22 protein-coding genes are annotated in these 22876 nt (G+C 72.6%); 14 read left to right on the forward strand and 8 right to left on the reverse strand.

Annotated elements, in window-relative coordinates; genetic code table 11:
* Positions 1-102: 102 nt before the first annotated feature.
* Positions 103-1323, forward strand: coding sequence for a DUF3068 domain-containing protein (locus KZJ41_RS24050; protein ID WP_029546053.1), 1221 nt, complete (start codon positions 103-105; stop codon positions 1321-1323).
* A gap of 100 nt (positions 1324-1423) precedes the next feature.
* On the opposite strand, the gene KZJ41_RS24055 is transcribed toward KZJ41_RS24050, so the two are convergent.
* Positions 1424-2659: a polysaccharide biosynthesis protein gene (locus KZJ41_RS24055; protein ID WP_029546055.1), complete on the reverse strand. Its 1236-nt coding sequence runs from the start codon at positions 2657-2659 to the stop codon at positions 1424-1426.
* An 87-nt stretch (positions 2660-2746) separates the two neighbouring features.
* On the opposite strand from KZJ41_RS24055, the gene KZJ41_RS24060 reads away from it, so the two are divergent.
* Positions 2747-4504 carry a hypothetical protein gene (locus KZJ41_RS24060; RefSeq protein WP_251549747.1) on the forward strand — a complete coding sequence of 586 codons (1758 nt, stop codon included), beginning with the start codon at positions 2747-2749 and terminating at the stop codon, positions 4502-4504.
* Here KZJ41_RS24060 and KZJ41_RS24065 read toward each other — a convergent pair.
* Positions 4409-5644: a glycosyltransferase family 4 protein gene (locus tag KZJ41_RS24065; protein ID WP_029546059.1), complete on the reverse strand. Its 1236-nt coding sequence runs from the start codon at positions 5642-5644 to the stop codon at positions 4409-4411. The genes KZJ41_RS24060 and KZJ41_RS24065 overlap by 96 nt on opposite strands.
* 155 nt (positions 5645-5799) lie before the next feature.
* Between KZJ41_RS24065 and KZJ41_RS24070 the strand changes: the two genes are divergently transcribed.
* From KZJ41_RS24070 to KZJ41_RS24095, 6 genes are all read left to right on the forward strand, one after another.
* A complete protein-coding gene (locus tag KZJ41_RS24070) occupies positions 5800-6555 on the forward strand; it encodes a class I SAM-dependent methyltransferase (protein WP_029546061.1) in 756 nt (251 codons plus the stop codon).
* Positions 6555-7439, forward strand: a complete 885-nt coding sequence (locus KZJ41_RS24075; RefSeq protein ID WP_029546063.1) for an ROK family protein — start codon at positions 6555-6557, stop codon at positions 7437-7439. Before KZJ41_RS24070 ends, KZJ41_RS24075 begins: the two co-directional genes overlap by 1 nt.
* A 78-nt stretch (positions 7440-7517) precedes the next feature.
* Entirely contained in the window at positions 7518-8444 is a 927-nt protein-coding gene (locus tag KZJ41_RS24080) for a dienelactone hydrolase family protein (protein WP_029546065.1), read from the forward strand.
* 69 nt (positions 8445-8513) lie between these two features.
* Positions 8514-9668, forward strand: coding sequence for a phosphotransferase family protein (locus tag KZJ41_RS24085; RefSeq protein ID WP_102799310.1), 1155 nt, complete (start codon positions 8514-8516; stop codon positions 9666-9668).
* Positions 9665-10822, forward strand: coding sequence for a hypothetical protein (locus tag KZJ41_RS24090; RefSeq protein ID WP_102799311.1), 1158 nt, complete (start codon positions 9665-9667; stop codon positions 10820-10822). Before KZJ41_RS24085 ends, KZJ41_RS24090 begins: the two co-directional genes overlap by 4 nt.
* 27 nt (positions 10823-10849) lie before the next feature.
* Positions 10850-12298 carry an aldehyde dehydrogenase gene (locus KZJ41_RS24095; protein WP_029546090.1) on the forward strand — a complete coding sequence of 483 codons (1449 nt, stop codon included), beginning with the start codon at positions 10850-10852 and terminating at the stop codon, positions 12296-12298.
* A gap of 88 nt (positions 12299-12386) precedes the next feature.
* Here KZJ41_RS24095 and epsC read toward each other — a convergent pair whose 3' ends face one another.
* Both epsC and cysK read right to left on the reverse strand, forming a co-directional pair.
* Positions 12387-12965, reverse strand: a complete 579-nt coding sequence (epsC, locus tag KZJ41_RS24100) for a serine O-acetyltransferase EpsC (protein WP_006940242.1) — start codon at positions 12963-12965, stop codon at positions 12387-12389.
* 7 nt (positions 12966-12972) lie between these two features.
* A complete protein-coding gene (gene cysK, locus KZJ41_RS24105; RefSeq protein WP_006940240.1) occupies positions 12973-13908 on the reverse strand; it encodes a cysteine synthase A in 936 nt (311 codons plus the stop codon).
* Positions 13909-13981: 73 nt separating this feature from the next.
* On the opposite strand from cysK, the gene KZJ41_RS24110 reads away from it, so the two are divergent.
* From KZJ41_RS24110 to KZJ41_RS24125, 4 genes are all read left to right on the forward strand, one after another.
* The gene (locus tag KZJ41_RS24110; RefSeq protein WP_157127555.1) at positions 13982-14149 is read left to right on the forward strand and encodes a hypothetical protein; all 168 of its coding nucleotides are present in this window, start codon (positions 13982-13984) and stop codon (positions 14147-14149) included.
* Positions 14150-14208: 59 nt separating this feature from the next.
* Positions 14209-14844 carry a hypothetical protein gene (locus tag KZJ41_RS24115; protein ID WP_251549749.1) on the forward strand — a complete coding sequence of 212 codons (636 nt, stop codon included), beginning with the start codon at positions 14209-14211 and terminating at the stop codon, positions 14842-14844.
* Positions 14844-16010, forward strand: a complete 1167-nt coding sequence (locus tag KZJ41_RS24120; RefSeq protein WP_102799313.1) for a zinc-dependent alcohol dehydrogenase — start codon at positions 14844-14846, stop codon at positions 16008-16010. Before KZJ41_RS24115 ends, KZJ41_RS24120 begins: the two co-directional genes overlap by 1 nt.
* 168 nt (positions 16011-16178) lie before the next feature.
* Positions 16179-16655, forward strand: coding sequence for a VOC family protein (locus KZJ41_RS24125; protein WP_029546114.1), 477 nt, complete (start codon positions 16179-16181; stop codon positions 16653-16655).
* Positions 16656-16727: 72 nt separating this feature from the next.
* Here KZJ41_RS24125 and KZJ41_RS24130 read toward each other — a convergent pair whose 3' ends face one another.
* From KZJ41_RS24130 to KZJ41_RS24145, 4 genes are all read right to left on the reverse strand, one after another.
* Positions 16728-18557, reverse strand: coding sequence for a phosphoenolpyruvate carboxykinase (GTP) (locus KZJ41_RS24130; RefSeq protein ID WP_029546116.1), 1830 nt, complete (start codon positions 18555-18557; stop codon positions 16728-16730).
* A 278-nt stretch (positions 18558-18835) separates the two neighbouring features.
* Positions 18836-19186, reverse strand: coding sequence for a DUF6802 family protein (locus tag KZJ41_RS24135; protein WP_050035917.1), 351 nt, complete (start codon positions 19184-19186; stop codon positions 18836-18838).
* 10 nt (positions 19187-19196) lie between these two features.
* Positions 19197-20636, reverse strand: coding sequence for a hypothetical protein (locus KZJ41_RS24140; protein WP_102799652.1), 1440 nt, complete (start codon positions 20634-20636; stop codon positions 19197-19199).
* Entirely contained in the window at positions 20633-21277 is a 645-nt protein-coding gene (locus KZJ41_RS24145; protein WP_251549751.1) for a hypothetical protein, read from the reverse strand. The genes KZJ41_RS24140 and KZJ41_RS24145 overlap by 4 nt, the downstream gene beginning before the upstream one ends.
* Before the next feature lie 154 nt (positions 21278-21431).
* On the opposite strand from KZJ41_RS24145, the gene trmB reads away from it, so the two are divergent.
* Both trmB and KZJ41_RS24155 read left to right on the forward strand, forming a co-directional pair.
* Complete coding sequence (gene trmB / locus KZJ41_RS24150; protein WP_029546125.1) at positions 21432-22178, forward strand: tRNA (guanosine(46)-N7)-methyltransferase TrmB; 747 nt, start codon at positions 21432-21434, stop codon at positions 22176-22178.
* The gene (locus KZJ41_RS24155) at positions 22175-22867 is read left to right on the forward strand and encodes an NYN domain-containing protein (protein WP_006940232.1); all 693 of its coding nucleotides are present in this window, start codon (positions 22175-22177) and stop codon (positions 22865-22867) included. Before trmB ends, KZJ41_RS24155 begins: the two co-directional genes overlap by 4 nt.
* Positions 22868-22876: the final 9 nt, after the last annotated feature.

Here is a 22876-nt window from a genome sequence, read left to right on the forward strand (position 1 = left end):
GTCTGGGCTCACGTGGTATTCGCGAGCCGGATGCCAGGCGATCCGTGCAGACCGGCTGCCGGTGGGGGTACTCGATGGAACCGTTGAGTGAGGAGACACAGCATGGCTGAGCGTTCGGGCTCGGGCCGGAAACTGGCATTGGCGTTGGTGGGCCTGGGCGCCTTCCTTATTGTCGCGGCGATACTGATCCCGACCTATACCGTCGGCAAGCTCGCCAAGACGCCGCTGGATCTCGAGGTGACCACGGTCGCCGAGGGCACCGGCGACATCCTCAACGCGCGGGCACTGCTGTCGGGGCGGGCGCAGGTCGACACCGACGTGCCGATCGTGGCGCAGCGGTTCGTCACCGTGGAGGAGCCGTCGGACGCCGACATCATGACCCTGCAGGCCGGCCAGACGGTCCGTCGCCTGGACATGCAGGGTGACACGGGCCTGGTCTCCGCCACCGTCGACCGGGTCACCGTGGACCGGGTCAGCGGCATGCCCGTCACCCAGGAGGAGAACCCGGACGCCGTCAGCACCATCCAGACCTCGGCGACGGCGCCGCCGGCGGAGATCCCGAACCGCGACGGCCTGCAGTACCGCTTCCCGTTCGGCACCGAGCAGAAGTCGTACCCGTACTTCGATCTGAACGCGCGCGAGACGTTCCCGATCGACTACATCGACGAGACCGAGATCAACGGCGTCAAGGTCTACCACTTCCGGCACGAGGTCGGGCCGATCGACCTGTCCACGGTCGATCCGTCGGTGCCGACCTACAAGCTGAGCCTGCCCGCCTCCACGTGGGGCGTCGAGGGCGGCGAGACGCCGGTGACCATGACCCGGTGGTACACCAACGTTCGTGACCTGTGGGTCGAGCCGGAGACCGGCGTCGTCATCAAGGGCCAGGAGCAGCAGTACCAGTACTACGCCCGCGAGGCGAACCGTCCCGAGGTGACGGTGCTGCAGGTGAGCCTGCCGTTCAACGAGGACACCATCGAGTTCCAGGTGGACCAGGCCAAGAACGGCATCGACACCCTCAGCCTCTTCGGTCGCACCGTGCCGATCATCCTCGGCATCCTCGGTCTGATCTCCCTGATCGCCGGCATCGTGCTCGGCCTGCGCGGCGGCAGCGGCCGCACCGGCCGTCCCGTCGCCGCGACGGGCGGCCCGACCGCCCCGGCCGGCCCGGCCCATGCCGCGCCGGGACAGCGCGACTGGACCAGCGACCGCACCGAGGAGATCCCCCGCACGGACGCTCCCCCGCAGCAGCGGGACTGGACCACCGACCAGACGCAGGAGATCCCGCGCACCGACCTGCGCAAGGAACCGCCGCAGCAGTAGTCACGAGCGCCGATGCCCCTCCCCGATCCGCTCGGGGAGGGGCATCGGCGTTTTCGTGGGCGCGCTCGTTCGGCCCGCGGCAACCGAATGTCACACGGGGTCAGTCGGATCGAACAGCTGTCACATTCGGCCCCGCGGGGTGGGCCGCGCGGACCGCCAGCACGGAGACCACCGTGGCGGTGACGGCCGCGACGGCCACGGCGACGAGCACGAACTGCCGGGTGGTGGACGCGACGGTGAGCATGAGGGTGGCCTCCACCGCGAGGCCGGCCCACGCGACGGCGGCGAGATGGGTGCGCTCGCCCGCGATCGCGGACAGCAGTGCCCCCTGCAGCACCGCCAGGCATGCGCCCTGCAGCGCGAACAGCCACAGCAGCGACTGCACCGGGGCGTACGCGTCGCCGACGAGCAGCGGCACCAGCGGCGCACACACGGCCGCCCCGGCGACGAGGACCGCGCCGATCCCGACGAGGACGGCCAGGGCGGACCGGACGGCGGCCGCGGACTGGGCGGGGTTGGCCATCCGCGGGTACAGCACCACCCCGACGGCCTGCGGCAGCCAGAACGCGACCTTCGTCGCGACGGCGCCGAGCGCGTACAGCCCGGCATCCTCCGGGTCGAGCACGGCGCGGGCGAGCAGCAGGTCCAGCGAGGTCAGGGCGATCAGCGCCAGCTGCACCTGGGAGGCGCGCAGCACCGCGGGCACGCCGACCGCCGGGGCGGCACCCGACTCCGGTCCCGCCGGGGAGCTCGACACGAGCGCGGCGGCCCCGGCCGCGACGAACCCGGTGCCGACCGCCCCGGCGAACAGCGCCGCCCCGGGCCCGCCGCCGGCGGCGAGCACCGCGACGGCGGGCACGACCTTCGCCACGCCGGCCGCGGCGAGGACGACACTGAGCGCGCCGAACCGTCCCCGCCCCTGCAGCAGGCCCTGCTCGGCGGCGAGCAGCACCAGCAGCGGCGCGGTGACGAGCGAGCCGAGGGCACCGGCGACGCTGGTGTCGAGGGCCCACGCGACGAGCGGCACGACGGCCAGCGCGACGAACCCGGCGAGGCCCGCGCAGCGGTACCCGAGACGGCGCAGGGACGCGGTGCCGGCACCGAGCACGGTCTCCCGAGCGACGACCGTCTGCAGCGCGAGCGCCGGCACGGCCAGCACCAACTGGGCGGCCAGCAGGCCGGCGAACTCGCCGTACCCCGCGGGGCCGAGCCACTGGGCGGCCGGCAGGTGCAGCAGGTAGGAGGCCAGGTTGGCGGTCATGGCCCCGGCGGTCACCATCGTCATCCCGGCGACGGTGGTTCCGGTGGCCGAGCGCGGCGTCTCAGGTCGCGGCATCGGACCATGGTTGCACGCCGCCGGGTGCGGGCGGCGAGGCACCGGATCCGGACCGGGGTGCCGGGGCGGGCTGGGTATTGTGCGGCCATGCCCAGGCCGGTGTCGCTGCGTCCCGCTGTCCCGGCCCTCTACAGCCTGGCCCTGGCGGTCGTGGTGCTCGGGCCGCTGCTCGTCTCCCCCGGTTACCTGCTGTTGCGCGACGCGGTGAGCACCCCGCGGTCCTTCCTGACGGATTCGGCGCTGGGTCTGACCGACGCCGCGGCGCGGGCGGTGCCGCAGGACGCGTTGCTGGCGACGGCGAGTGCGGTGGTGGACGGCGGTGTGGTGGTGACGGCGCTGCTCACCGGCGCCCTGTGGGCGGCCGGTTGGGGCGGCGCCCGCCTGGTGGCGGTGCTGTTGCCGGCGGCCGGTCTGCCGGCGCGGCTGGTGGCGGCGACGGTTTTCGTGTGGAACCCGTACGTGGCGGAGCGGCTGCTGCAGGGGCACTGGAGCCTGCTGGTGGGCTACGCGGCGCTGCCGTGGACGGTGGTGGCCTCGGTGGCGGTGCGACGGGGCGCCCGCTCCGGGTGGGCGTCGCTGGCGGTGTGCCTGGGCGCGGCGGGGCTGACGCCGACGGGCGCGCTGCTGGCGTCGGTGACGGCGCTGGCCGTGCTGGCCGCCCCGGGCGGGCGGTCCCCACTGCTTCCCCGTCTCGCGGGCGCGGTGGCGCTGGCGACTGCGGTGGCGGCGCCGTGGCTGGTGGCGACGGCCCTCTCCGGCGGCGCGGGCGACGGGTCGGATCCGGCGGGGGTGCGGGCGTTCGCGGCGCGGGCCGAGCCCGCCCTGGGCACGCTCGGCAGCGTGGCGGGGCTCGGGGGCATCTGGAACGCCGACGCGGTGCCCGGTTCGCGGGCGACGGTGTGGGCGCTGGTCGGCACGGCGGCGCTGCTGCTGGTGGTGGCGTGCGGGGTGCCGGCGCTGTGGCGGCGCCGGCGCAACCCGGTGCTGGGGGTGCTGACGGCGCTGGCGGCGGTCGCGGTGCTCGGTCCGGCCCTCGCGGCGACGGGGACGGGGTTGCGGGCCGGAGCGTGGGCGATGGTGCACGTGCCGGGCGCGGGTCTGCTGCGCGACACCCAGAAGTGGGTGGCGTGGGCGGTGCCGCTGTACGCGCTGGCTGCCGCGGCAGGTGTCGGCACGGTGCGCGGGCGGTTCGGCGGCCGGGCCGGCGCCTGGGCCACGGCGGCCGCGCTGACCGTGCTGCTGGCCCTTCCGGATCTGGCGTGGGGCGTGGGCGGGCGGGTGCGGCCGGTGCAGTATCCGGACGCGTGGCAGCGGGTCGCGGCGGCGGTGCCGGCGGGCGCCGGCGACGTGGCGGTGCTGCCGGCCGGAATGTTCCGGCGATTCGCGTTCAGCGGCGCCGCACCGGTTCTCGATCCGGCACCTCGGATGCTGCGCGCGGACGTGCTGCAGTCCGGGGAGCTGATCGTCGCCGGCGGCACCGTCGCCGGCGAGGGTCGGGGCGCCGCGGAGGTGGAGCGCCTGCTGCTGGCCGGGGCGGCGCCGGCCGACCTCGCTGCCCACGGCGTGGGCTGGGTGCTCGTCGAGCACGGCACGCCCGGGGACCTCGGCGACTCGGCCCGCGCGCTCGAGCAGCTCGAGCCGGTGTTCTCCGATGCCGCGCTGTCGCTGTACCGGGTGCCGGGGGTCGACGGGACGCGGTCGGACGACCGGACGGCGGCGATCGCCGCGCACGCACTGTGGGCGGCGGTGTCAGCAGGCGGGCTCGTGGGCCTGCTGGTCCTGCGACGGCCCGCCCGGCGCCGCGAGCACCACGGCGGCCTCCGCCGGGCGCGGGAACAGTCCTGAGACGCGGCGGCCCGCGGCCGTCGCGGCGAGCACCTCGTGCACCCCGTCGCCGGTCGCGGACCAGGAGAACTCTGCGGCCCGCACCCGGGCCTTGCCGCCGAGGGTGCGGCGACGATCCGCGTCGGCGAGCAGGTCGGCGACGGCGTCGGTGAGCTCGTCCGCGGAGTCGACGAGCACGCCGGTGACGCCGTCGATGATCGAGTCGGTCAGTCCCCGCGAGCTGCGGTAGCCGACGGTGGGCACGCCGTGCTGCGCGGCCTCGACGACGGCCAGCCCCCAGCCCTCCTTGCGCGAAGGCATCACGTGCACCCAGGACCGGGAGAGCAGTTCGTGCTTGCGGTCCTCGGCGACGTGGCCGTGGAAGGTGACGGCATCGGTGATGCCGAGGTCCGCGGCGGCCGCGCGCAGGTTCCTCTCCCACCAGCCGCCGCCGATGACGTCGAGGTGCAGGCCGGGGACGCGGTCGCGCAGCGCGGCGACGGCGGCGAGGGCGTCCTCGATCTGCTTGTGCGGCACGAGCCGCGACAGCACGCACACGGTGGGGTGCGCGGTGCGGGTGTGTTCGTCGCCGGGCTCGACCCCGGCGGGGACGGCGTCGGCGCCGTTGCGGACGACGGCGATGCGGTCACGGTCGACGCCGAGGGCCATCAGTTCGTCGGCGGACGGCAACGACACGGTCAGGTACTGGTCGTCGCGGTGCAGGCGCGGCGACAGGGCGGACTCGATCCACCAGCCGAGCCTGGCCATGACGCGGCCGGCGACGGGCCACTGCTCACGGTGGCAGTGGTGCACGAGCACGGTCACGGGCGCGCCGGCGACGAGGCGGGCGAAGAACGGGATGCCGTTCTGGGTGTCGATCACCGCGTCGGGCCGGAGGTGGCGCAGCGGACCGAATCCGAGACGGCCGGCGGCGATCGCGGCGAGGGCGCGGGGGTAGACGGTGAGCCGGCCGCCGCCGCGGCTGACGGTGATGCCGTCGATCTCGTCGCGGCCGGGGGCGCCGGGGTAGGCGGCGGTGCGGAGGGTGACGCGGATGCCGCGCGCGGCGAGCTGGGCGCCGACCTGTTCGAGGTAGCGTTCGCTGCCCCCACCCTGGGGATGCCCGGTATCGCGCCAGCACAGCAACAGAACCTCGCGCACGTGGCGACCCCCTGTGGTTCGTCGTCGACGGTTGTATCCCGGAACACACTAACGGGTGCGGGGCCGCCCGCGGTGGAGGGTTACCGGCGGGTAGTGCGGTGCGGTGGCCGCTATGGTTGCTCCTCGTGGTTGTTCCGACCCTGCCCGTCCCCCCGGTGGCTCGAACCTTCGCCCGGCGCGCGACCCTGCGCCGGTCCGTCGGGCTGCTCGGCGACTTCCGGCACGAGCAGTCCGCGCCCGAGTTGTTCTACGGGGCGCTCGCGCGCGACACCGTGGAACTGATCGGTGATCTGTACGCGGGACTGACCGGCCGGGACCTGACCGGCACGACCGTCGTCGACGTGGGCGGCGGGCCGGGGTACTTCGCGGAGGTGTTCGGCGCGTCGGGCGCCCGCTACGTGCCGGTCGAGCCGGATCCGTCGGAGATGCACGCGGCCGGTCTCGCGGTGGGCGGGTCGATCCGTGGCTCGGGCCTCGCGCTGCCGCTGCGCACGGGATCGGTGGACGTGTGCTTCTCCTCGAACGTCGCCGAGCACGTGGCGCAGCCGTGGGTGATGGCCGACGAGATGCTGCGGGTGACGCGGCCGGGCGGGCTGACGGTGCTGTCGTACACCCTGTGGTGGGGCCCGTTCGGCGGGCACGAGACCGGCCCGTGGCACGCGTTCGGCGGCGAGTACGCGGCGCGGCGCTACGCCCGCCGGCACGGGCGGGAGCCGAAGAACCGGTACGGGGTCTCGTTGTTCGAGGTGGGTTGCGGCGACGGGCTGCGGTGGGCGCGTTCGACGCCGCACGGCGAGCTGCTGGCCGCGTTCCCCCGGTACCACCCGCGCTGGGCGTGGTGGCTGGTGCGGGTCCCCGCGGTGCGGGAGTTCCTGGTCAGCAATCTGGTGCTCGTGCTGCGCAGGCGCTGATGGTCGCGCTCGCCCTCGACGTCGGCGGCACCAAGATGGCGGCCGCCCGCGTCCGCGCCGACGGCACGCTCGACGCACCGCGGACGGTGCCGACGCCCGCGGCCGGCGTGTGGGCGGCATGCGCGGAGCTGTTGCGTCGGGTCTCCGCGGGAGCCGAGGTGACGGCCGTGGGGATCGCGAGCGCCGGGCCGGTCGACGTCGGCGCCGGTGTGGTGGCGCCGATCAACATCGGCGAGTGGGCGGGCGGTTTCGGCCTGGTCGACGCCGTGCGCGGCCTGTTCCCGCGGTCGCGGGTGCGGCTCGCGGTCGACGGGGCCGCGGCCGCGCTGGCCGAGCACCGGCTCGGGGCGGGCCGGGGTGCGACGGACCTCGTCGGCGTCGTGGTCTCGACCGGCATCGGTGGCGGTCTGGTGCTGGGCGGCCGGATCGCCGGGGGCCGGACGGGCAATGCGGGCCACATCGGGCACATGGTGTCGAGCGTGGGCGCCGACCCGTGCGCGTGCGGGGGTGTCGGGTGCGTCGAGACCGTGGCGAGCGGGCCGGCCGCGGTGCGGTGGGCGCGGGAGCACGGCTGGTCCGGTGCCGACGGGGCGGCGCTGGCCCGCGCCGCGGGCGCGGGAGATCCGGTCGCGGTCGCGGCCCTGGGGCGTGCGGGGGCGGCGCTCGGGGAGGTGTTCGCGTCGGCCGCGGCGCTGGTGGACGTGGACCTCGTGGTGGTCGGCGGCGGGTTCGCGCAGGCCGGGGAGCCGATGTGGCGGCCGATGCGCGAGGCCGCGGCCCGGCACGCGCGGCTGCCGTTCCTGACCGGGCTGGAGATCGTGCCGGCGCGGCTCGCCGCCGTGGGGACCCTGACCGGCGCCGGGATCCTGGCCCTCGGGGACTGAGCTTCGGCGCGAATCGCCCGCACCGCGGCCCCCGTCGCGTCACAATACGAAGACAGTGTCCTCGGGACGGGAGCGGCCATGACGCCTTTCCAGCGCTACATCGCCGAGGAGATCGCGGTGGACCACGCCGACGGTCTGCTCACCCGCCGCGAGGCGCTGCGACGGCTGGGGCTGCTGGGGCTCACCCTCACCGCGGCATCCTCGCTGCTCGCCGCCTGCGCAAACGAGAACGGCTCGCCCGCAACGCCTTCCGCGACTCCGGGAGCGACCTCGGGCACTCCGGCCCCGACGTCGCCGGTGGCGCCGCCGGGCAGCGCAGATGCCGTTGCGACGGAGGCGATCACGTTCCCCGGCCCGGACGGGCGGACGCTGCAGGGTGCGTGGGCGCCGGCGGCGGACCCCCGGGGCGCCGTGCTCGTGGTCCACGAGAACAAGGGGCTCAACGACCACATCCGATCGGTGGCCGGGCGCCTGGCGGGGGCGGGCTACTCGGCACTCGCGATCGACCTGCTCTCCGAGGAGGGGGGCACGGCGTCGTTCGCCGACCCGGCGCAGGCCACGGCCGCACTGAGTACCGTTCCGCCGCAACGATTCTCCCAGGACATGCGCTCGGGCATCGACGAGTTGACGCGACGGGTGCCCGACCGGCGCATCGGGGCCGTGGGGTTCTGCTTCGGCGGCGGCATGACGTGGCTGCTGCTGACGACCGGCGACCCGCGCCTCGCGGCGGCCGTCCCGTTCTACGGACCGCTGCCCGACGGCGCCGACTTCGCCGGGTCGCGGGCCGCCGTCCTCGCGGTCTACGCCGAACTCGACCAGCGGGTGAACGCGTCGCGGGACGCGGCGACCGCCGCCCTCGAGCGCGCGGGCCTGGTGCACGAGGTGGTGACCTACCCCGGCGCCGACCACGCGTTCTTCAACGACACCGGACCGCGGTACAACGCGGACGCGGCCGCGCAGGCATACGACCGCATGCTCGCCTGGTTCGGGACACACCTCGGCTGACCCCTTCCGAAAACTTGTAACGTGTTCTAGTGTTCGAGGTCACAGCCCCGGTGGCCGGAAGGAGAGCGCGTGAGCATCGACCCCGACGCGTCGGCGCACGGCGCCCAGGACGGCTCCGCCCACGATGCCGAGGTCGCGCGCCCCCGCGACTCCCGCCGGGATCCCGGACAGGTCCGCGAGAACCTGCAGCGCTGGCTCGCCACCAAGGTCACCGCCCCCGTCGTCGAGAACGTGCACCTCCCCGAGACCACCGGCATGTCCAGCGAGACGCTGCTGTTCGACGCCCGCTGGGACGGCACCGACCATCCGCTCGTCGCCCGCGTCGCCCCCGCCGACACCACCGTGCCCGTCTTCCCCGCCTACGACCTCGAGGGTCAGGCCCGGGTCATGCGCGCCGTCGGCGAGCACTCCACCATCCCCGTCCCCCGGGTGCACTGGTACGAGCCCGATCCCGCGCCGCTCGGGGCCCCGTTCTTCGTCATGACCCGGGTGGCGGGCCGGGTGCCACCGGATGTCATGCCGTACAACTTCGGCTCCTGGGTCACCGAGGCCGGCGACGCCGAGCGTGCCGCCATGCAGGACGCGTGCGTCGACGTGCTGGCCCGGATCCACGACGTCGCCCCGGTGGCCGCCGGGCTGGGACCGGCCGGCACCGTCACCGACGCCGTCCGGGCGCACCTGGACCGGCAGCGCTCCTACTACGAGTGGACGACCCGCACCGGTGGTCCCCGCTCCCCGCTCGTCGAACGTGCGCTCGCCTGGCTCGACGCCCGTTGCCCCGACGACCGCTCGCCCGCGGTGCTGTGCTGGGGCGACGCGCGGATCGGCAACATCCTGTTCGACGGTTTCCGGCCCGTCGCGGTGCTCGACTGGGAGCTGGCCACCCTCGGCGCCCGCGAGATGGACCTGGCCTGGATGACGTTCCTGCACAGGTTCTTCGAGGACATCGCCGCCGCGGCCGGGCTGCCCGGCCTGCCGGGCTTCCTGCGCCTGGACGACGTCGCCCGCGCATACGCGCAACGCACCGGCCACGTCCCGCGCGACCTGCACTTCTACACCGTCCACGCGGCGCTGCAGCACGCGATCATCATGCTGCGCATCCACACTCGCGCGGTGCATTTCGGCCAGGCGCAGCCACCCGGCCATCCCGACGACGCGATCATGCACCGCGCCGCCCTCGAAGCCATGCTCGACGGCACCGACCGGCAGGGGGTGGCGCCGTGAGTTCCCTCTCCCCCCTGGACGACTACCCCGTCCACCAGACGGCCGAACCGATCCGGCGCGTCGCCACGTCCGACCGCAACTTCTACGACCGGTACTACTTCAACTGCTACCCCGCCGACACCACCGACCTGTTCCTGATCGTCGGCATGGGCCAGTACCCGAATCTCGGTGTGGCCGACGGTTTCGCGGTGCTGCGCCGCGGCGACGACCACCTCGTCGTGCGGGCCTCGCGGGCCCTGGGGACCGATCGCACCGACACCACCGTCGGCCCGCTGCGCATCGAGGTGCTCGAGGGGCTGCGGCGGCTGCGGGTGGTGCTCGAGCCCGGCCATGCCGAAACCGCCGACCTGTCCTTCGATCTCACGTTCGACGGGGTCGTCCCCGCCACCGAGGAGACCCCACAGCGGCTGCGCCGGCTCGAGCGCGTCGTCATGGACACGTCCCGGTTCGTGCAGACCGGCCGGTGGGCGGGCACCCTCACCGTCGACGGCCGGACCCGGCAGGTGGACCCGGGCACGTGGCTCGGCAACCGCGACCGCTCCTGGGGGGTGCGGCCCGTCGGGGAGCCCGAGCCGCCCGGGCGCACGGCCCACGAGGGCATGCCCGGATTCTTCTGGATCTACTCGGTGATGCAGTTCGACGACGACACGATCGTCACTATCGTGCAGGAGGACGACCACGGCCGCCGGCTGGTCGAGGAGGCGGTCCGGATCCGGCCCGGCGCCGAGCCCGAATGGCTGGGCCGGCCGGAACATCGGCTGGTGTTCGCGCCGGGCACCCGCAACGTCACGGGGGCGACGCTGACGTTCCACCGGCCCGGCTGCGAGGCGGTGACCGTCGAATGCGAACTGCTGGTGCCGAACCTGCTCGGCATCGGCACCGGGTACGGACTCGAACAGGACTGGCGGCACGGCATGTGGCAGGGCGAACTGGTCGTGCAGGCGCTGCGCCGCGACGTCCGGGAGATCGATCCGGCGCTGCTGATGTTCTGTCCCACCGACCATCTCGCGCGGTTCCGGATCGCCGGGTCGGACACCGTCGGCACCGGACTGTTCGAGGTCGCCGTGATCGGACCGCACCGGCAGTACGGCTTCACCGGGTTCGCCGACCCCCACCCCGCGCACGACAACGACCGAGCGACATCCGACCAGTAGAAACCAGGACCGTTGAGGAAAGAGAACATGACCGACTACGACAAACTGTTCATCGGCGGCCGCTGGGTCGCCCCGTCGACCGACGAGCGACTCGAGGTGTTCTCGCCGGCCACCGAGGAACGCGTCGGTTCGGTGCCGGTCGCCGGGCCGGCGGACATCGACGCCGCCGTCGCCGCGGCCCGTGCCGCCTTCGACGACGGACCGTGGCCCCGCACCTCACCGTCCGAGCGGGCCCAGGTACTCGCCAAGGCCGCCAAGCTGCTCGAGGAGCGCAGCGCCGACCTCGCCGCGTCGCTGTCCGCCGAGATGGGTCAGCCGCCCGCCTCCGTGCAGATGATGCAGGTGACGCCGTCCCTGGCGACCATCAACTACTATGCGGGACTTGCCGATTCGTTCCCGTGGACGGAGGAGCGCACCGGCGCCTTCGGACGCTCCCGGGTGACGCGCGAACCCGTCGGCGTGGTCGCCGCCGTCATCGCCTGGAACGTGCCGCTGTTCCTGATGATCAACAAGCTCGGCCCGGCCCTGCTCGCCGGCTGCACCGTGGTCCTCAAGCCCGCGCCCGAGTCGCCGCTGACCACCAACGCGGTCGCGGAGATCTTCGCCGAGGCCGGGCTGCCCGAGGGCGTGCTGTCGCTCGTCCCGGGCGGCGCCGAGACCGGCGAGTACCTCGTCTCGCACCCCGACATCGACAAGATTACCTTCACCGGCTCGACCGCCGTCGGCAAGCACATCGGCGAGATCGCGGCCCGGAACCTCAAGCGCTGCTCCCTCGAACTCGGCGGCAAGTCCGCCGCCATCGTCCTCGAGGACGCCGACCTCGACTCGACCGTCGCGATGCTCGTGATGTCGGGCCTGATGAACACCGGGCAGGCCTGCGTCGGCCAGACCCGCATCCTGGCGCCGCGCTCGCGCTACGACGAGGTCGTCGAGAAGATGGTGGCGACCGCGGCCTTCTTCCCCGTCGGCATGCCCGACGACGCGGCGGCGCAACTCGGGCCGCTGATCTCCGCGAAGCAGCGCGACCGCGTCGAGGGCTACATCGCCAAGGGCACGGAGGAGGGCGCGCGGCTGGTGCTCGGCGGCGGCCGGCCCGCCGGGCTCGACAAGGGCTGGTTCGTCGAGCCGACGATCTTCGCCGACGTCGACAACTCCATGACCGTCGCGCGCGAGGAGATCTTCGGTCCCGTGCTGTGCGTGATCCCCTACGACAGCGTCGACGAGGCCGTCGAGATCGCCAACGACTCCGACTACGGCCTCGCCGGCTCGGTGTACACCACCGACGTCGAGAAGGGCCTCGAGGTGGCGTCGCGGGTGCGCACCGGCACCTACGGCATCAACTGGTACGCCTTCGACCCGGGCTCGCCGTTCGGCGGCTACAAGAATTCCGGCATCGGCCGGGAGAACGGCCCCGAGGGCCTCGAGGCGTTCTGCGAGACCAAGTCGGTGCTGTACCCGCCCGGCTACGGCGCCTGAGTTCGTAGGTGGCCGAATGTCACATCGCGTCGGTTGGATAGACGCGATGTGACATTCGGCCCGGCCGACTGCGGGTGCCGGCGAGACCTCAGATGTACATCGCAGGATCGATGTAGCAGGCCGGGTCCACGAGTTCCTCGTGCTGCTTGCGGGGGCGGATCGTCGCCGGGATGCCGACGGCGATCGAATCGGCGGGCACGTCGCGCGTGACCACCGCGTTCGCGCCGATCGCGACGTCGTCGCCGATCACCACCGGCCCGAGGACCTTCGCCCCCGCGCCGATGGTGACCCGGTTGCCGATGGTGGGGTGCCGCTTGGTCCGCGCCAGCGACCGCCCGCCGAGCGTGACGCCGTGATAGATCATCACGTCTTCGCCGATCTCGGCGGTCTCCCCGATCACCACGCCCATGCCGTGATCGACGAAGAAGCGCCGTCCGATCGTCGCGCCGGGGTGGATCTCGATGCCCGTGAGGAAGCGGGTGAACTGCGCCAGGATGCGGGCCGGTCCCCGCAGCGCCGGCCGCGCCCACATCCGGTGTGCGAGCCGATGCGACCAGATCGCGTGCAGCCCCGAATACACGAGGGCGTTCTCCATGTCACCGCGCGACGCCGGATCGTGGCCGCGGGCCGCCTGCAGGTCTTCCCGGAGGGTGCGCAGAACACTCACGATGCGTTCAGTCCCGGATGTGCTCGAACAGCGGAGTGGAGATGTACCGCTCACCGAAGTCGCAGACCACGGCGACGATGAGCTTGCCGGCGTTCTCCGGACGCTTCGCCAGCTCCAGAGCGGCCCACACGATCGCGCCGGACGAGATGCCGCCGAGAATGCCCTCCTGCGTGCCGAGATCCCGGCCCACGCGGACGGCGTCGTCGAACGAGACGTCGACGATCTCGTCGTAGACCTCGCGGTCGAGCACGTCGGGCACGAAGTTCGCGCCGATGCCCTGGATCTTGTGCGGGCCCGGCTGTCCGCCGGTGAGGATGGGCGAATCGATGGGTTCGACGCCGACGATCTTCACCTCCGGCTTGTATTCCTTGAGCCTGCGGCCCGCGCCGGTGATCGTGCCGCCGGTGCCGATGCCGGCGACGAAGATGTCGACCGCGCCCTCGGTGTCCTTCCAGATCTCCTCACCGGTGGTCTGGTAGTGGATCTCCGGGTTCGCCGGGTTGGCGAACTGGCGGGCGAGGATCGCGTTCTCGGTCTTCGCGACGATCTCCTCCGCCTTCGCGACCGCGCCGGCCATGCCCTCGGAGCCGGGGGTCAGGACGATCTCCGCGCCGAACGCCCGCAGCATCACGCGACGCTCGGTGGACATCGTCTCGGGCATCGTCAGGATGACCTTGTAGCCGCGCGCGGCACCGACCATCGCCAGCGCGATACCGGTGTTGCCGCTGGTCCCCTCGACGATGGTGCCACCGGGGCGCAGCTCACCGGACTTCTCGGCGGCGTCGATGATCGCCACGCCGATCCGGTCCTTGACGCTGTTGGCCGGGTTGTAGAACTCGAGCTTGACCGCGACCTGGGCGCCGAGACCCTCGGTCAGCCGGTTCAGCCGCACGATCGGGGTTCGCCCGACCAGCTCGGTGACATTGTTGTAGATACCGCTCATGGGCCCGATCCTCCTCCCGGTCGCAGTGCCGACCGGATTGGTTCCGTCGTCACCTATTGCATCATTCCGGCGGATGTCCGATTCACGTGGGGAGCCGCACAGCGGTCCGGCCGCCCGGGGACCCACCGGTTTGCCCACCCTGCTCCCGCGGGTAGCCGACGTCATGACTCGTCACCGGCACGCCCGGAACGTCGCCGGCCGGCCGGTCGCAGCCCTGCAGGACAGCACCCCGCTGCGGTAGGGCGTCGCCCACCAGACCCGGCACGGGGCAGGCCCGCCCGCGCCCGGAAGGAGAAACCCGTGTTCGACATCGTCAAGACCGTGGAGAGATCCGGGCGGCAGATCGAGGGGGTCGTCCGTCGCGTCGTCGAACGCACCGGCTCCCACCCCGGTCCCCAGCAGACCGTCACCATCGGCGCACCCCGCGAAACGGTGCAACGGTTCTGGCGCGAGCCCGCCAATCTGTCGCAGGTGTTCGGGGAGCGCACCTCCGTCGCCGCGAGCGGCCCCGACCGCCTCCGGTGGACCTTCGAACTCGGCGCCGACCCGATCACGTGGGAGACGCGCGTGCTCGAGAGCGACGGGGAACTGCAGTTCGTCGCCACCGACGCCGGCGACTCGTCGCAGCCGCCCCGGATCCTGCTGTCGTTCGCCACCGCCCCGCACGGCCTCGGCACCGAGGTGAGCATGCGGGCCGACACCCCGGTGCCCGGCCTGATCACCGGCGCGGCCACGTTCACCGCCCTGTACCGGGCCCGCGCGCTGCTGCAGACCGGCGAGATGCCGACCCTGCGCTGCAATCCCAGCGCCCGCGGCAATCCCAGCGCCCGCGGCAATCCCAGCGCCCGCGGCAATCACAGCGCCCGCGGCAATCACAGCGCCCGCGGCAGCTCCGGTGCCTCCGGACGCGACTCCCGAGCGGAAGGATCCCACTGATGCGAGCGCTGTGCTGGATGGGCGTGAACGACCTGTCCGTCGAGACGGTCGAGGACCCGAAGCTGCTCAACCCGCACGACGTGATCGTGGAGGTCCGCCTCACGACCACCTGCGGATCCGATCTGCATTTCATCGACGGCTATCTCCCCGGCATGCGGGAGGGCGACGTGTTCGGGCACGAGTTCATGGGCGACGTCGTCGAGAAGGGCGCGGAGGTCACCTCCGTGAACGTCGGCGACCGCGTCGTCGTGCCGTCGTTCATCGGGTGCGGCGCCTGCTGGTACTGCGACCACGACCTGTACTCGGCGTGTGACACCACCAACCCGAACGCTGCGATGCAGCAGCCGCTGCTCGGCTACCCGTCCGGCGGCATCTACGGCTACACCCACCCGTTCGGCGGGTACCAGGGTTCGCACGCGCAGTACGTGCGGGTGCCGTTCGGCGACGTCAACTGCTTTCCGATCCCCGAGGGGATCACCGACGAGCAGGCCCTGTTCCTCTCCGACGCGGTGCCCACCGGATACATGGGGGCCGACTTCTGCGACATCTCCCCCGGCGACACCGTCGCAGTGTGGGGTGCCGGGGGCGTGGGCCTGATGGCGGCCGTGAGCGCCCGGATCTTCGGCGCCGAACGAGTGATCGTCGTCGACCGCCTGGGCGAACGCCTCGACCTCGCCGCCCGGCTGGGGCTGGAGACGATCGACTACTCCGCCGAGGACAGCATGCAGGAGGCGCTGCGCGAGAGCACCGGCGGCCGCGGACCCGACGCGTGCATCGAGGCGGTCGGCATGGAGGCCCACGGCACCGGCCTGATGCAGATCTACGACCGCGTCAAGCAGGCGCTGCGGATGGAGACCGACCGCGCCACGCCGCTGCGGCAGGCGATCATGGCGTGCCGCAAGGGTGGGGTGGTGTCCGTCCTCGGGGTCTACGGACTCACCGACAAGTTCCCGATGGGCCTGCTCACCAACAAGAGCCTGACCCTGCGCACCGCCCAGCAACACGGACAGCGGTACGTCCCGCGGCTGTTCGAGCACGTGCAGGCCGGCAAGCTCGACCCCAGCCTGTTGATCACCCACGACATGTCGCTCGAAGACTCGGTGCGCGGGTACGAGATGTTCAAGGACAAGAAGGACGGCTGCGTGCGCGCGGTGTTCCGGCCGTGACCCCGGTGCCGGGCCGGCGCCCTGCAACGGGCCGGCGCCCTGCAACGGGCCGAATGTCACACACATTCGATCGAATCGAACCTGTGTGACATTCGGCCCACCACCGCCGTCCCGGGGAATGTCGGAAATGTTCAATACGGCCGGCGGAGACGACGCGAGACTCGTCGCATGACGCATTCCGTGAATCCGATCCCCGCCGGCTACACCTCCCTCACGCCGTTCCTCGTCGTCGACGGCGCGGCCCGGGCCGTCGAGTTCTACCGCACGGTCTTCGGCGCCGAGGTCGTCGAACGAACCGACGGGCCCGACGGCACGATCGCGCACGCCGAACTGGACTTCGGGCACGGCCGGCTCCAGCTGAGCGACCCCGCGCCGGCCATGGGGCTGCGCGCGCCCGACGGGACGAACACCGTCGACCATTCCTACGTGCTGTACTGCACCGACGCCGACGCGACGTTCGCCCGCGCGGTCGAGCAGGGTGCGCAGGTCTTCGAGGAACCCTCGACGTTCGTCACCGGAGACCGGTTCGGGACGATCCTCGACCCGTTCGGGCACCGGTGGGCGATCATGACGCGCGTCGAGGACGTCGCGCCCGAAGAGGCACGACGTCGCATCGACGAGTGGCTCGCGAGTCAGTCGTCCTGAGCATCCCTGAAACGCCGAATGTCACATCGGATCGATACAAGCGATCCGATGTGACATTCGGTCGATCAGGCGTCAGGCGAGGCGCTGCTTCAGGGCCTCGAACTCGTCGCGGATGCCGGAGGGCACCTTCTCGCCGAGGAACTCGAACCACTCCTCGATGAGGGGCAGCTCTTCCTTCCACTCCGCCACGTCGACCTTCAGCGCCTCGTCGACGTCGTCGCGGTCGACGTCGAGGCCCTCGAGGTCGAGGTCCGCGGCGGTCGGCACGAAGCCGATCGGCGTGGTCTGGGCGCCGGCCCGGTGCTCGATGCGGTCGACGATCCACTTGAGCACACGGGAGTTCTCACCGAAGCCCGGCCACAGGAAGCGGCCGTCGTCGCCGCGACGGAACCAGTTGACGTAGAAGATCTTCGGCAGCTTGTCCGCATCCGCGGACTTGCCGATGTTGATCCAGTGGTTCAGGTAGTCGCCGGCGTTGTAACCGATGAACGGCAGCATCGCCATGGGGTCGCGACGGACGGTGCCGACCTTGCCCTCGGCGGCGGCGGTCTGCTCGGACGACAGCGTCGCGCCGAGGAAGGTGCCGTGCTGCCAGTCGAGGGACTCGCTCACCAGCGGCACAGTCGTCTTGCGGCGACCGCCGAACAGGATCGCGGAGATCGGCACACCCTGCGGATCGTCCCACTCGGGGGCGAGGATCGGGCACTGCGACATCGGCGTGCAGTAGCGCGAGTTCGGGTGCGCGGCCGGGGTGCCGGACTCGGGAGTCCAGTCGTTGCCCTTCCAATCGATGAGGTGCTCGGGATTGCCTTCCAGGCCCTCCCACCACACGTCGCCGTCGTCGGTCTGCGCGACGTTGGTGTACAGCGTGTTGCCGGCCTCCATCGTCTTCATGGCGTTGGGGTTGGAGCCGTGGTTGGTGCCGGGGGCGACGCCGAAGAAGCCGTACTCCGGGTTCACCGCGTACAGCCGGCCGTCCTCACCGAAACGCATCCAGGCGATGTCGTCGCCGAGGGTCTCGGCGCGCCAGCCCGGGATGGTCGGCTGGATCATCGCGAGGTTGGTCTTGCCGCAGGCACTCGGGAACGCGGCCGCCACGTAGTAGGCCTTGTCCTCCGGCGAGATCAGCTTGAGGATCAGCATGTGCTCGGCGAGCCAGCCCTCGTCGTGCGCCATGGCCGAAGCGATACGCAACGAGTAGCACTTCTTGCCGAGCAGGGCGTTGCCGCCGTAGCCGGAGCCGTAGCTCCAGATCTCCCGGTCCTCCGGGAAGTGGGTGATGTACTTGGTGTCGTTGCACGGCCACGGCACGTCCTTCTGGCCGGGCTCGAGCGGCGCACCCACCGAGTGCAGGGCCTTGACGAACGGCTTGTCGGTGCCCAGCTTCTCCAGGGCCGCGGTACCCATGCGGGTCATGATGCGCATGGAGACGACGACGTACTCCGAGTCGGTGATCTCGACGCCGAGCTTCGGGTCGTCCGCGCCGAGCGGGCCCATGCAGAACGGCACCACGTAGAGGGTGCGCCCGCGCATGCTGCCGCGGTACAGCTCGGTCATGGTCGCCCGCATCTCGGCCGGATCCATCCAGTTGTTGGTCGGTCCGGCATCGACCTCGTTGCGCGAGCAGATGAAGGTGCGCGACTCGACGCGCGCGACGTCCGACGGGTCGGAGTTGCCCAGGAAGGAATTGGGCTTCTTCTCGTCGTTGAGGCGGGTGAAGGTCCCGGCCTCGACCAGCTGGGTGGTCAGCCGGTCCCATTCCGCGTCGGACCCGTCGGCCCAGACGACCCGGTCGGGCTGAGTGAGTTCGGCGACCTCCTGTACCCATGCGAGCAGCTCGGCGTGCTGGGTCGGGGGCTTGCCATCGGTGCCGTTCAGACCGGGAATGGTCACTGAGGTCATCAAACTCTCCTGGGGTGCGCCGGAACCGGATCCCTCCCCCGACCTGCGACGAACCGTCCCAGGGACCAGCGGCGGACCCGGACTCCCCCTCTCGGCAGGGGTACCACCCGCTTCCTCCGTGGCCGAACGGACGAGGCGGGCGCCGGATGTCCTATTCATAGAGGTTAACGCCGGACTTCGGGGTGATGGCAATCGGGGCCGGTCGGAAATGTCACAGAAACGATTCAGAGGGCGAACACAGTACCCGCCTCGCACGCCCGGGGCACGGGCGATTTGCCTCACTTTCCTCGATCGAGGTGACCTTCGTCAATCCGGGTCCAGTGCTCCGCACCGTCGACGTCGCGCCGGAACTGCCACACCCCGAATCGTCCGTCGTCGCCGAGTTCGGTGACCCGGTCGAACCACCCGTCAGCGTCGGTGTCCGATGCGACGACGAGTGCGTCCGCGGTGGCGAACGTGACGGTGTCGAGCAGGCCGTCGCCGTCGACGTCCACGGCCGGCGGCAGCGCGCCCGGTCCAGCCGGGTCGAGCAGCGCGGGGGCCAGCCCCGGGCCGAACGCGGGACGTCCCGGGACGGGCACGTCGGGCTCCCACACCTGGTCGTCGGTGCCGGCGAATCCGTCCACCATCGCGCGCTCCTCACTGCCGTGTCACACCATCGGACGCTGTCGTCCCGTTGGACGCGCCCGGCCGGCCGGCGGTTCCCGCCCGGGCGAGCACGGCGAAATCGCGCTCGCACGCCGCCAGCTGCCCGGCACGGTCCTCGGCGCGACGTCTCAGCTCGTCGTCGAGGGCGGCGATGCGGTCGCGCGCCGTGGCGAGCCGGGCGGTGCGCGCGACGGCGAGCGCGGACCCGAGCCGGGCCTCCGCGTCGACGATGCGCTCGAGCGCGACGGCCTCGAGCTCGGCGCGCACCTCGACGAGTTCCTCGAGCGCCCACCTGCGCATCCGGTCCCGTTCGGCGAGCCGTCGCCGCACCCGCACCAGCCACCACGCCGCCGCCGCGCCGAGCAGCAGGCTCAGCGGTACCGTCGCCAGCTCGAGCGTGGGCACCAGGGACAGCGGGGACACCGCGACGCGTCCCAGCCCCGCCCCGGCCGACGCGCCGATCAGCACGGTGAGGCGGTCCTCCACGGGACGTCGCGGGGACGGCGGCGCGGACCGCGGGGGCACGGTGGCCGGGCCGGCCGGCTCCGGGTCACCCGGTCCGATCCGGGCCAGCCGCTCGGTGACGACCGTGCCGACCCGGGCGTGCAGGTCGCGGACCACGTCGTCGAGCAGGTGCGGCACGTGCGCCGGGTCCACCGTCTCGATCGCGTCGCGAAATTCGGCGGACGCCGCGCGCACGGCCGCCGCGACGGCCTGCGCGGTGTCGATGCGGGCCCGTTGCAGCTCGGCGCGGAGCCCTCCGTCGTCGGCGGGAGTGGTGGCCCGCAGGCTCCACCGCGCCCGTTCGGCGCGCAGGGCCCCCGTGTCGTCGCCGGCGCGCAGGGCAGCGATCGCCTGCACCACGAGGTGGCGGGTCTCGGCGACGACGGCGCTGCGCAGGGCCCGGCCCGCATGCGGACCCGGGACCAGCGCCGCCGTGAGCGCCTCGTGCAGGTCGACGATCCCGGATTCGAGCCGCAGCACCGCTCCCGCGTCGCCGCCGACAGCACGGGCGCGGGCGGCGAGCGACGTCCCGACGGGCAGCAATGTCACCGGACCGAGCCAGGGTGCGTGCCGTTGCAGCAGCGCGACGTCCCGCTCGTGCACCACCCGCCAGTCCGGGTGCACGTCGGTTCCGGTGAGCGCGCACACCACGCGGCCGCTGCCGCGCCCGGCGGACTCGAGGACGGCGAGTTCGGTCCGGCCGAGGTGGGCCGACGCCTCGAACACCATCAGCACGACGGTCGCGGGACCGTCATGGACGTAGTCGACGGCCGGGCCGAGCGCGGTGAGCTCGTCGACGAGCGCCCCGCGGCCGCAGCCGTCGACCCCGGCCACCCGGATCCGCGGCGGGTCCGACGTGGCGTGCAGCCGCGCCCATCCCTCCGGGTTCCAGCGGCGCACGACGTCGCCGACGTCGGGCGGGATCACCGCGACGATCCGGTGAGGTCGTCGAGGGCGGCCTCGATGACGTCGCGGGCCCGCGGGCCGGCACCGATGCCCGCCAGGTCGCGGGCGAGCACGGCGTCGCGACGGCGGCGCGCGGAACCGAGTCGTTCGACGACCGCCGCCGGCCCGGAGCCGGGCGTGAGGACCGGCCGTCGCACGTGCGCGGCCGCGCGGGCGAACGCGGCCCCGGCATCCTCGAGTCTTTCGGTCCGATCGAGCACGACGACGAGGCGTTCGTCGTCGCGTGTGACGAGCGCCGCCGGATCGGCGGAGCGGACGAGTGCCGCCAGATCGGCGGAGCGGACGAGTGCCGCCAGATCGGCGGGGTGGACCCGCGCCGCGAGCACGAGGAGGACGACATCCGCGTCGAGGACCGGTTCGGGCCGGTCCGGCGAGTCGAGCTCCACGGTGTCGACCAGTGCCGACGCCGCGACCGCCGCCTCGACGGCTGCGCGGAGCGCGGGACGGACGGCGCCGCCGCGACCCGCGATCTGCACCCGCAGCGGGGCGTCGTGCCGGTCGAGGGCGCGCTGCACCTGTCGGCCGGCCCGGGCGTCGAACCGGCCGATGTCCTCGACGATCTGCCGCCACCGAGCGTGCGCGGTCCCTGCATCCCCCACCATGACCACCCCCGTGTGTCGCCGCCGATTCTGGCAGAGGCTGCCGTCGACGGCAGCGGCCCGGGGGCACCCTGAGAAAACCCGGCACCCTGAGAAAACACTGTGGTCACTTCAGTCCCTCCTGCCACACACCCTCCCGATACGCGACAATGGTCGGGTGAACGACGCCGATCTGGACACGACCGAGACGCTGGAGCAGCGCCCGACCCGAGGAAACCGTCTGTACCCGCGGGTGACGAGTTTCCGCTCGCGGCGGGGCGCGCTGACGCTCCCGCAGCAGGAGTCGTGGGACCGCTGCTGGCCCGAGCTGGGCCGCGACGTCGGCGACGACCGGCTCGACGTCGACGCCTGGTTCGGCCGCTCGGCGCCGGTCGTCCTGGAGATCGGCTCCGGCACCGGAACGGCCGCGGTGACGATGGCCCGGACCGAACCGCACGTGAACCTCATCGCCGTCGAGGTCTACAAGCCCGGCATCGCGCAGACGCTGCAGCAGATCGAACGGACCTACGACACCGACACGCCGATCCGGAACCTGCGGATCCTGCGCGGCGACGCGGTCGAGGTACTCGAGCACATGGTGGCCCCCGAGTCGCTGACCGGGGTGCGGGTGTTCTTCCCGGACCCGTGGCCCAAGGCCCGCCACCACAAGCGCCGCCTGCTGCAGCCGCCGACGTTCGCCCTGATCGCGAGCCGGCTGCAGCCGGGCGGCGTGCTGCACGTCGCGACGGACCACGCCGAGTACGCCGAGGCCATCGCCGAGGCGGGCAACGCCGAGCCGTTGCTGACGACGCTCGACTGGGAGTCCCCCATCAGCCACGAGCGCCCCGTCACGAAGTTCGAGGACAAGGCGCAGCGGGTGGGCAGCAGCATCACGGAGCTGGTCTGGGGGAAGATCAGGGCATGAGCGTCCACGAAGAACTGTCCGACGTGTCCGCGGCCCCCACGACGGACGGCACCGAGCGGCACGAGCGGGTGCTGCTCGTGTGGGACGCGCCGAACCTGGACATGGGTCTCGGTGCCATCCTGGGCGGCCGGCCCACCGCCGCCTACCGGCCGCGGTTCGACGCGCTCGGACGGTGGCTGCTCGGCCGCACGTCCGAGCTCTCGCGCACCACGACGGCCACCCTCGACCCCGAGGCGACGGTGTTCACGAACATCGCGCCGGGCAGCGCCGACGTCGTGCGCCCGTGGGTCGAGGCGTTGCGCAACGTCGGCTTCGCGGTGTTCGCCAAGCCGAAGATCGACGAGGACAGCGACGTAGACTCCGACATGTTGCGGCACATCGCGCTGCGACGCAGTGAGGGTCTGGCGGGGGTGATGGTCGCCTCCGCCGACGGGCAGGCGTTCCGGGAACCGCTCGAGGAGATCGCCGCGACCGGCGTGGCGGTGCAGGTCCTCGGTTTCCGCGAGCACGCCAGCTGGGCGGTCACGTCCGAGGTGCTCGACTTCGTCGACCTCGAGGACATCCCGGGGGTGTTCCGTGAGCCGCTGCCACGCGTGAGCCTGGACTCGCTGCCCGACGAGGGCGCCTGGTTGCAGCCGTTCCGACCGCTGTCCGCCCTGCTCGTGGGCCGCAAGAGCGTGGCCGAATAGGAGAGTTTC

The organism is Rhodococcus sp. 11-3 (genome assembly GCF_023704055.1).
GTDB classification, from domain to species: Bacteria; Actinomycetota; Actinomycetes; order Mycobacteriales; family Mycobacteriaceae; genus Rhodococcus; species Rhodococcus aetherivorans.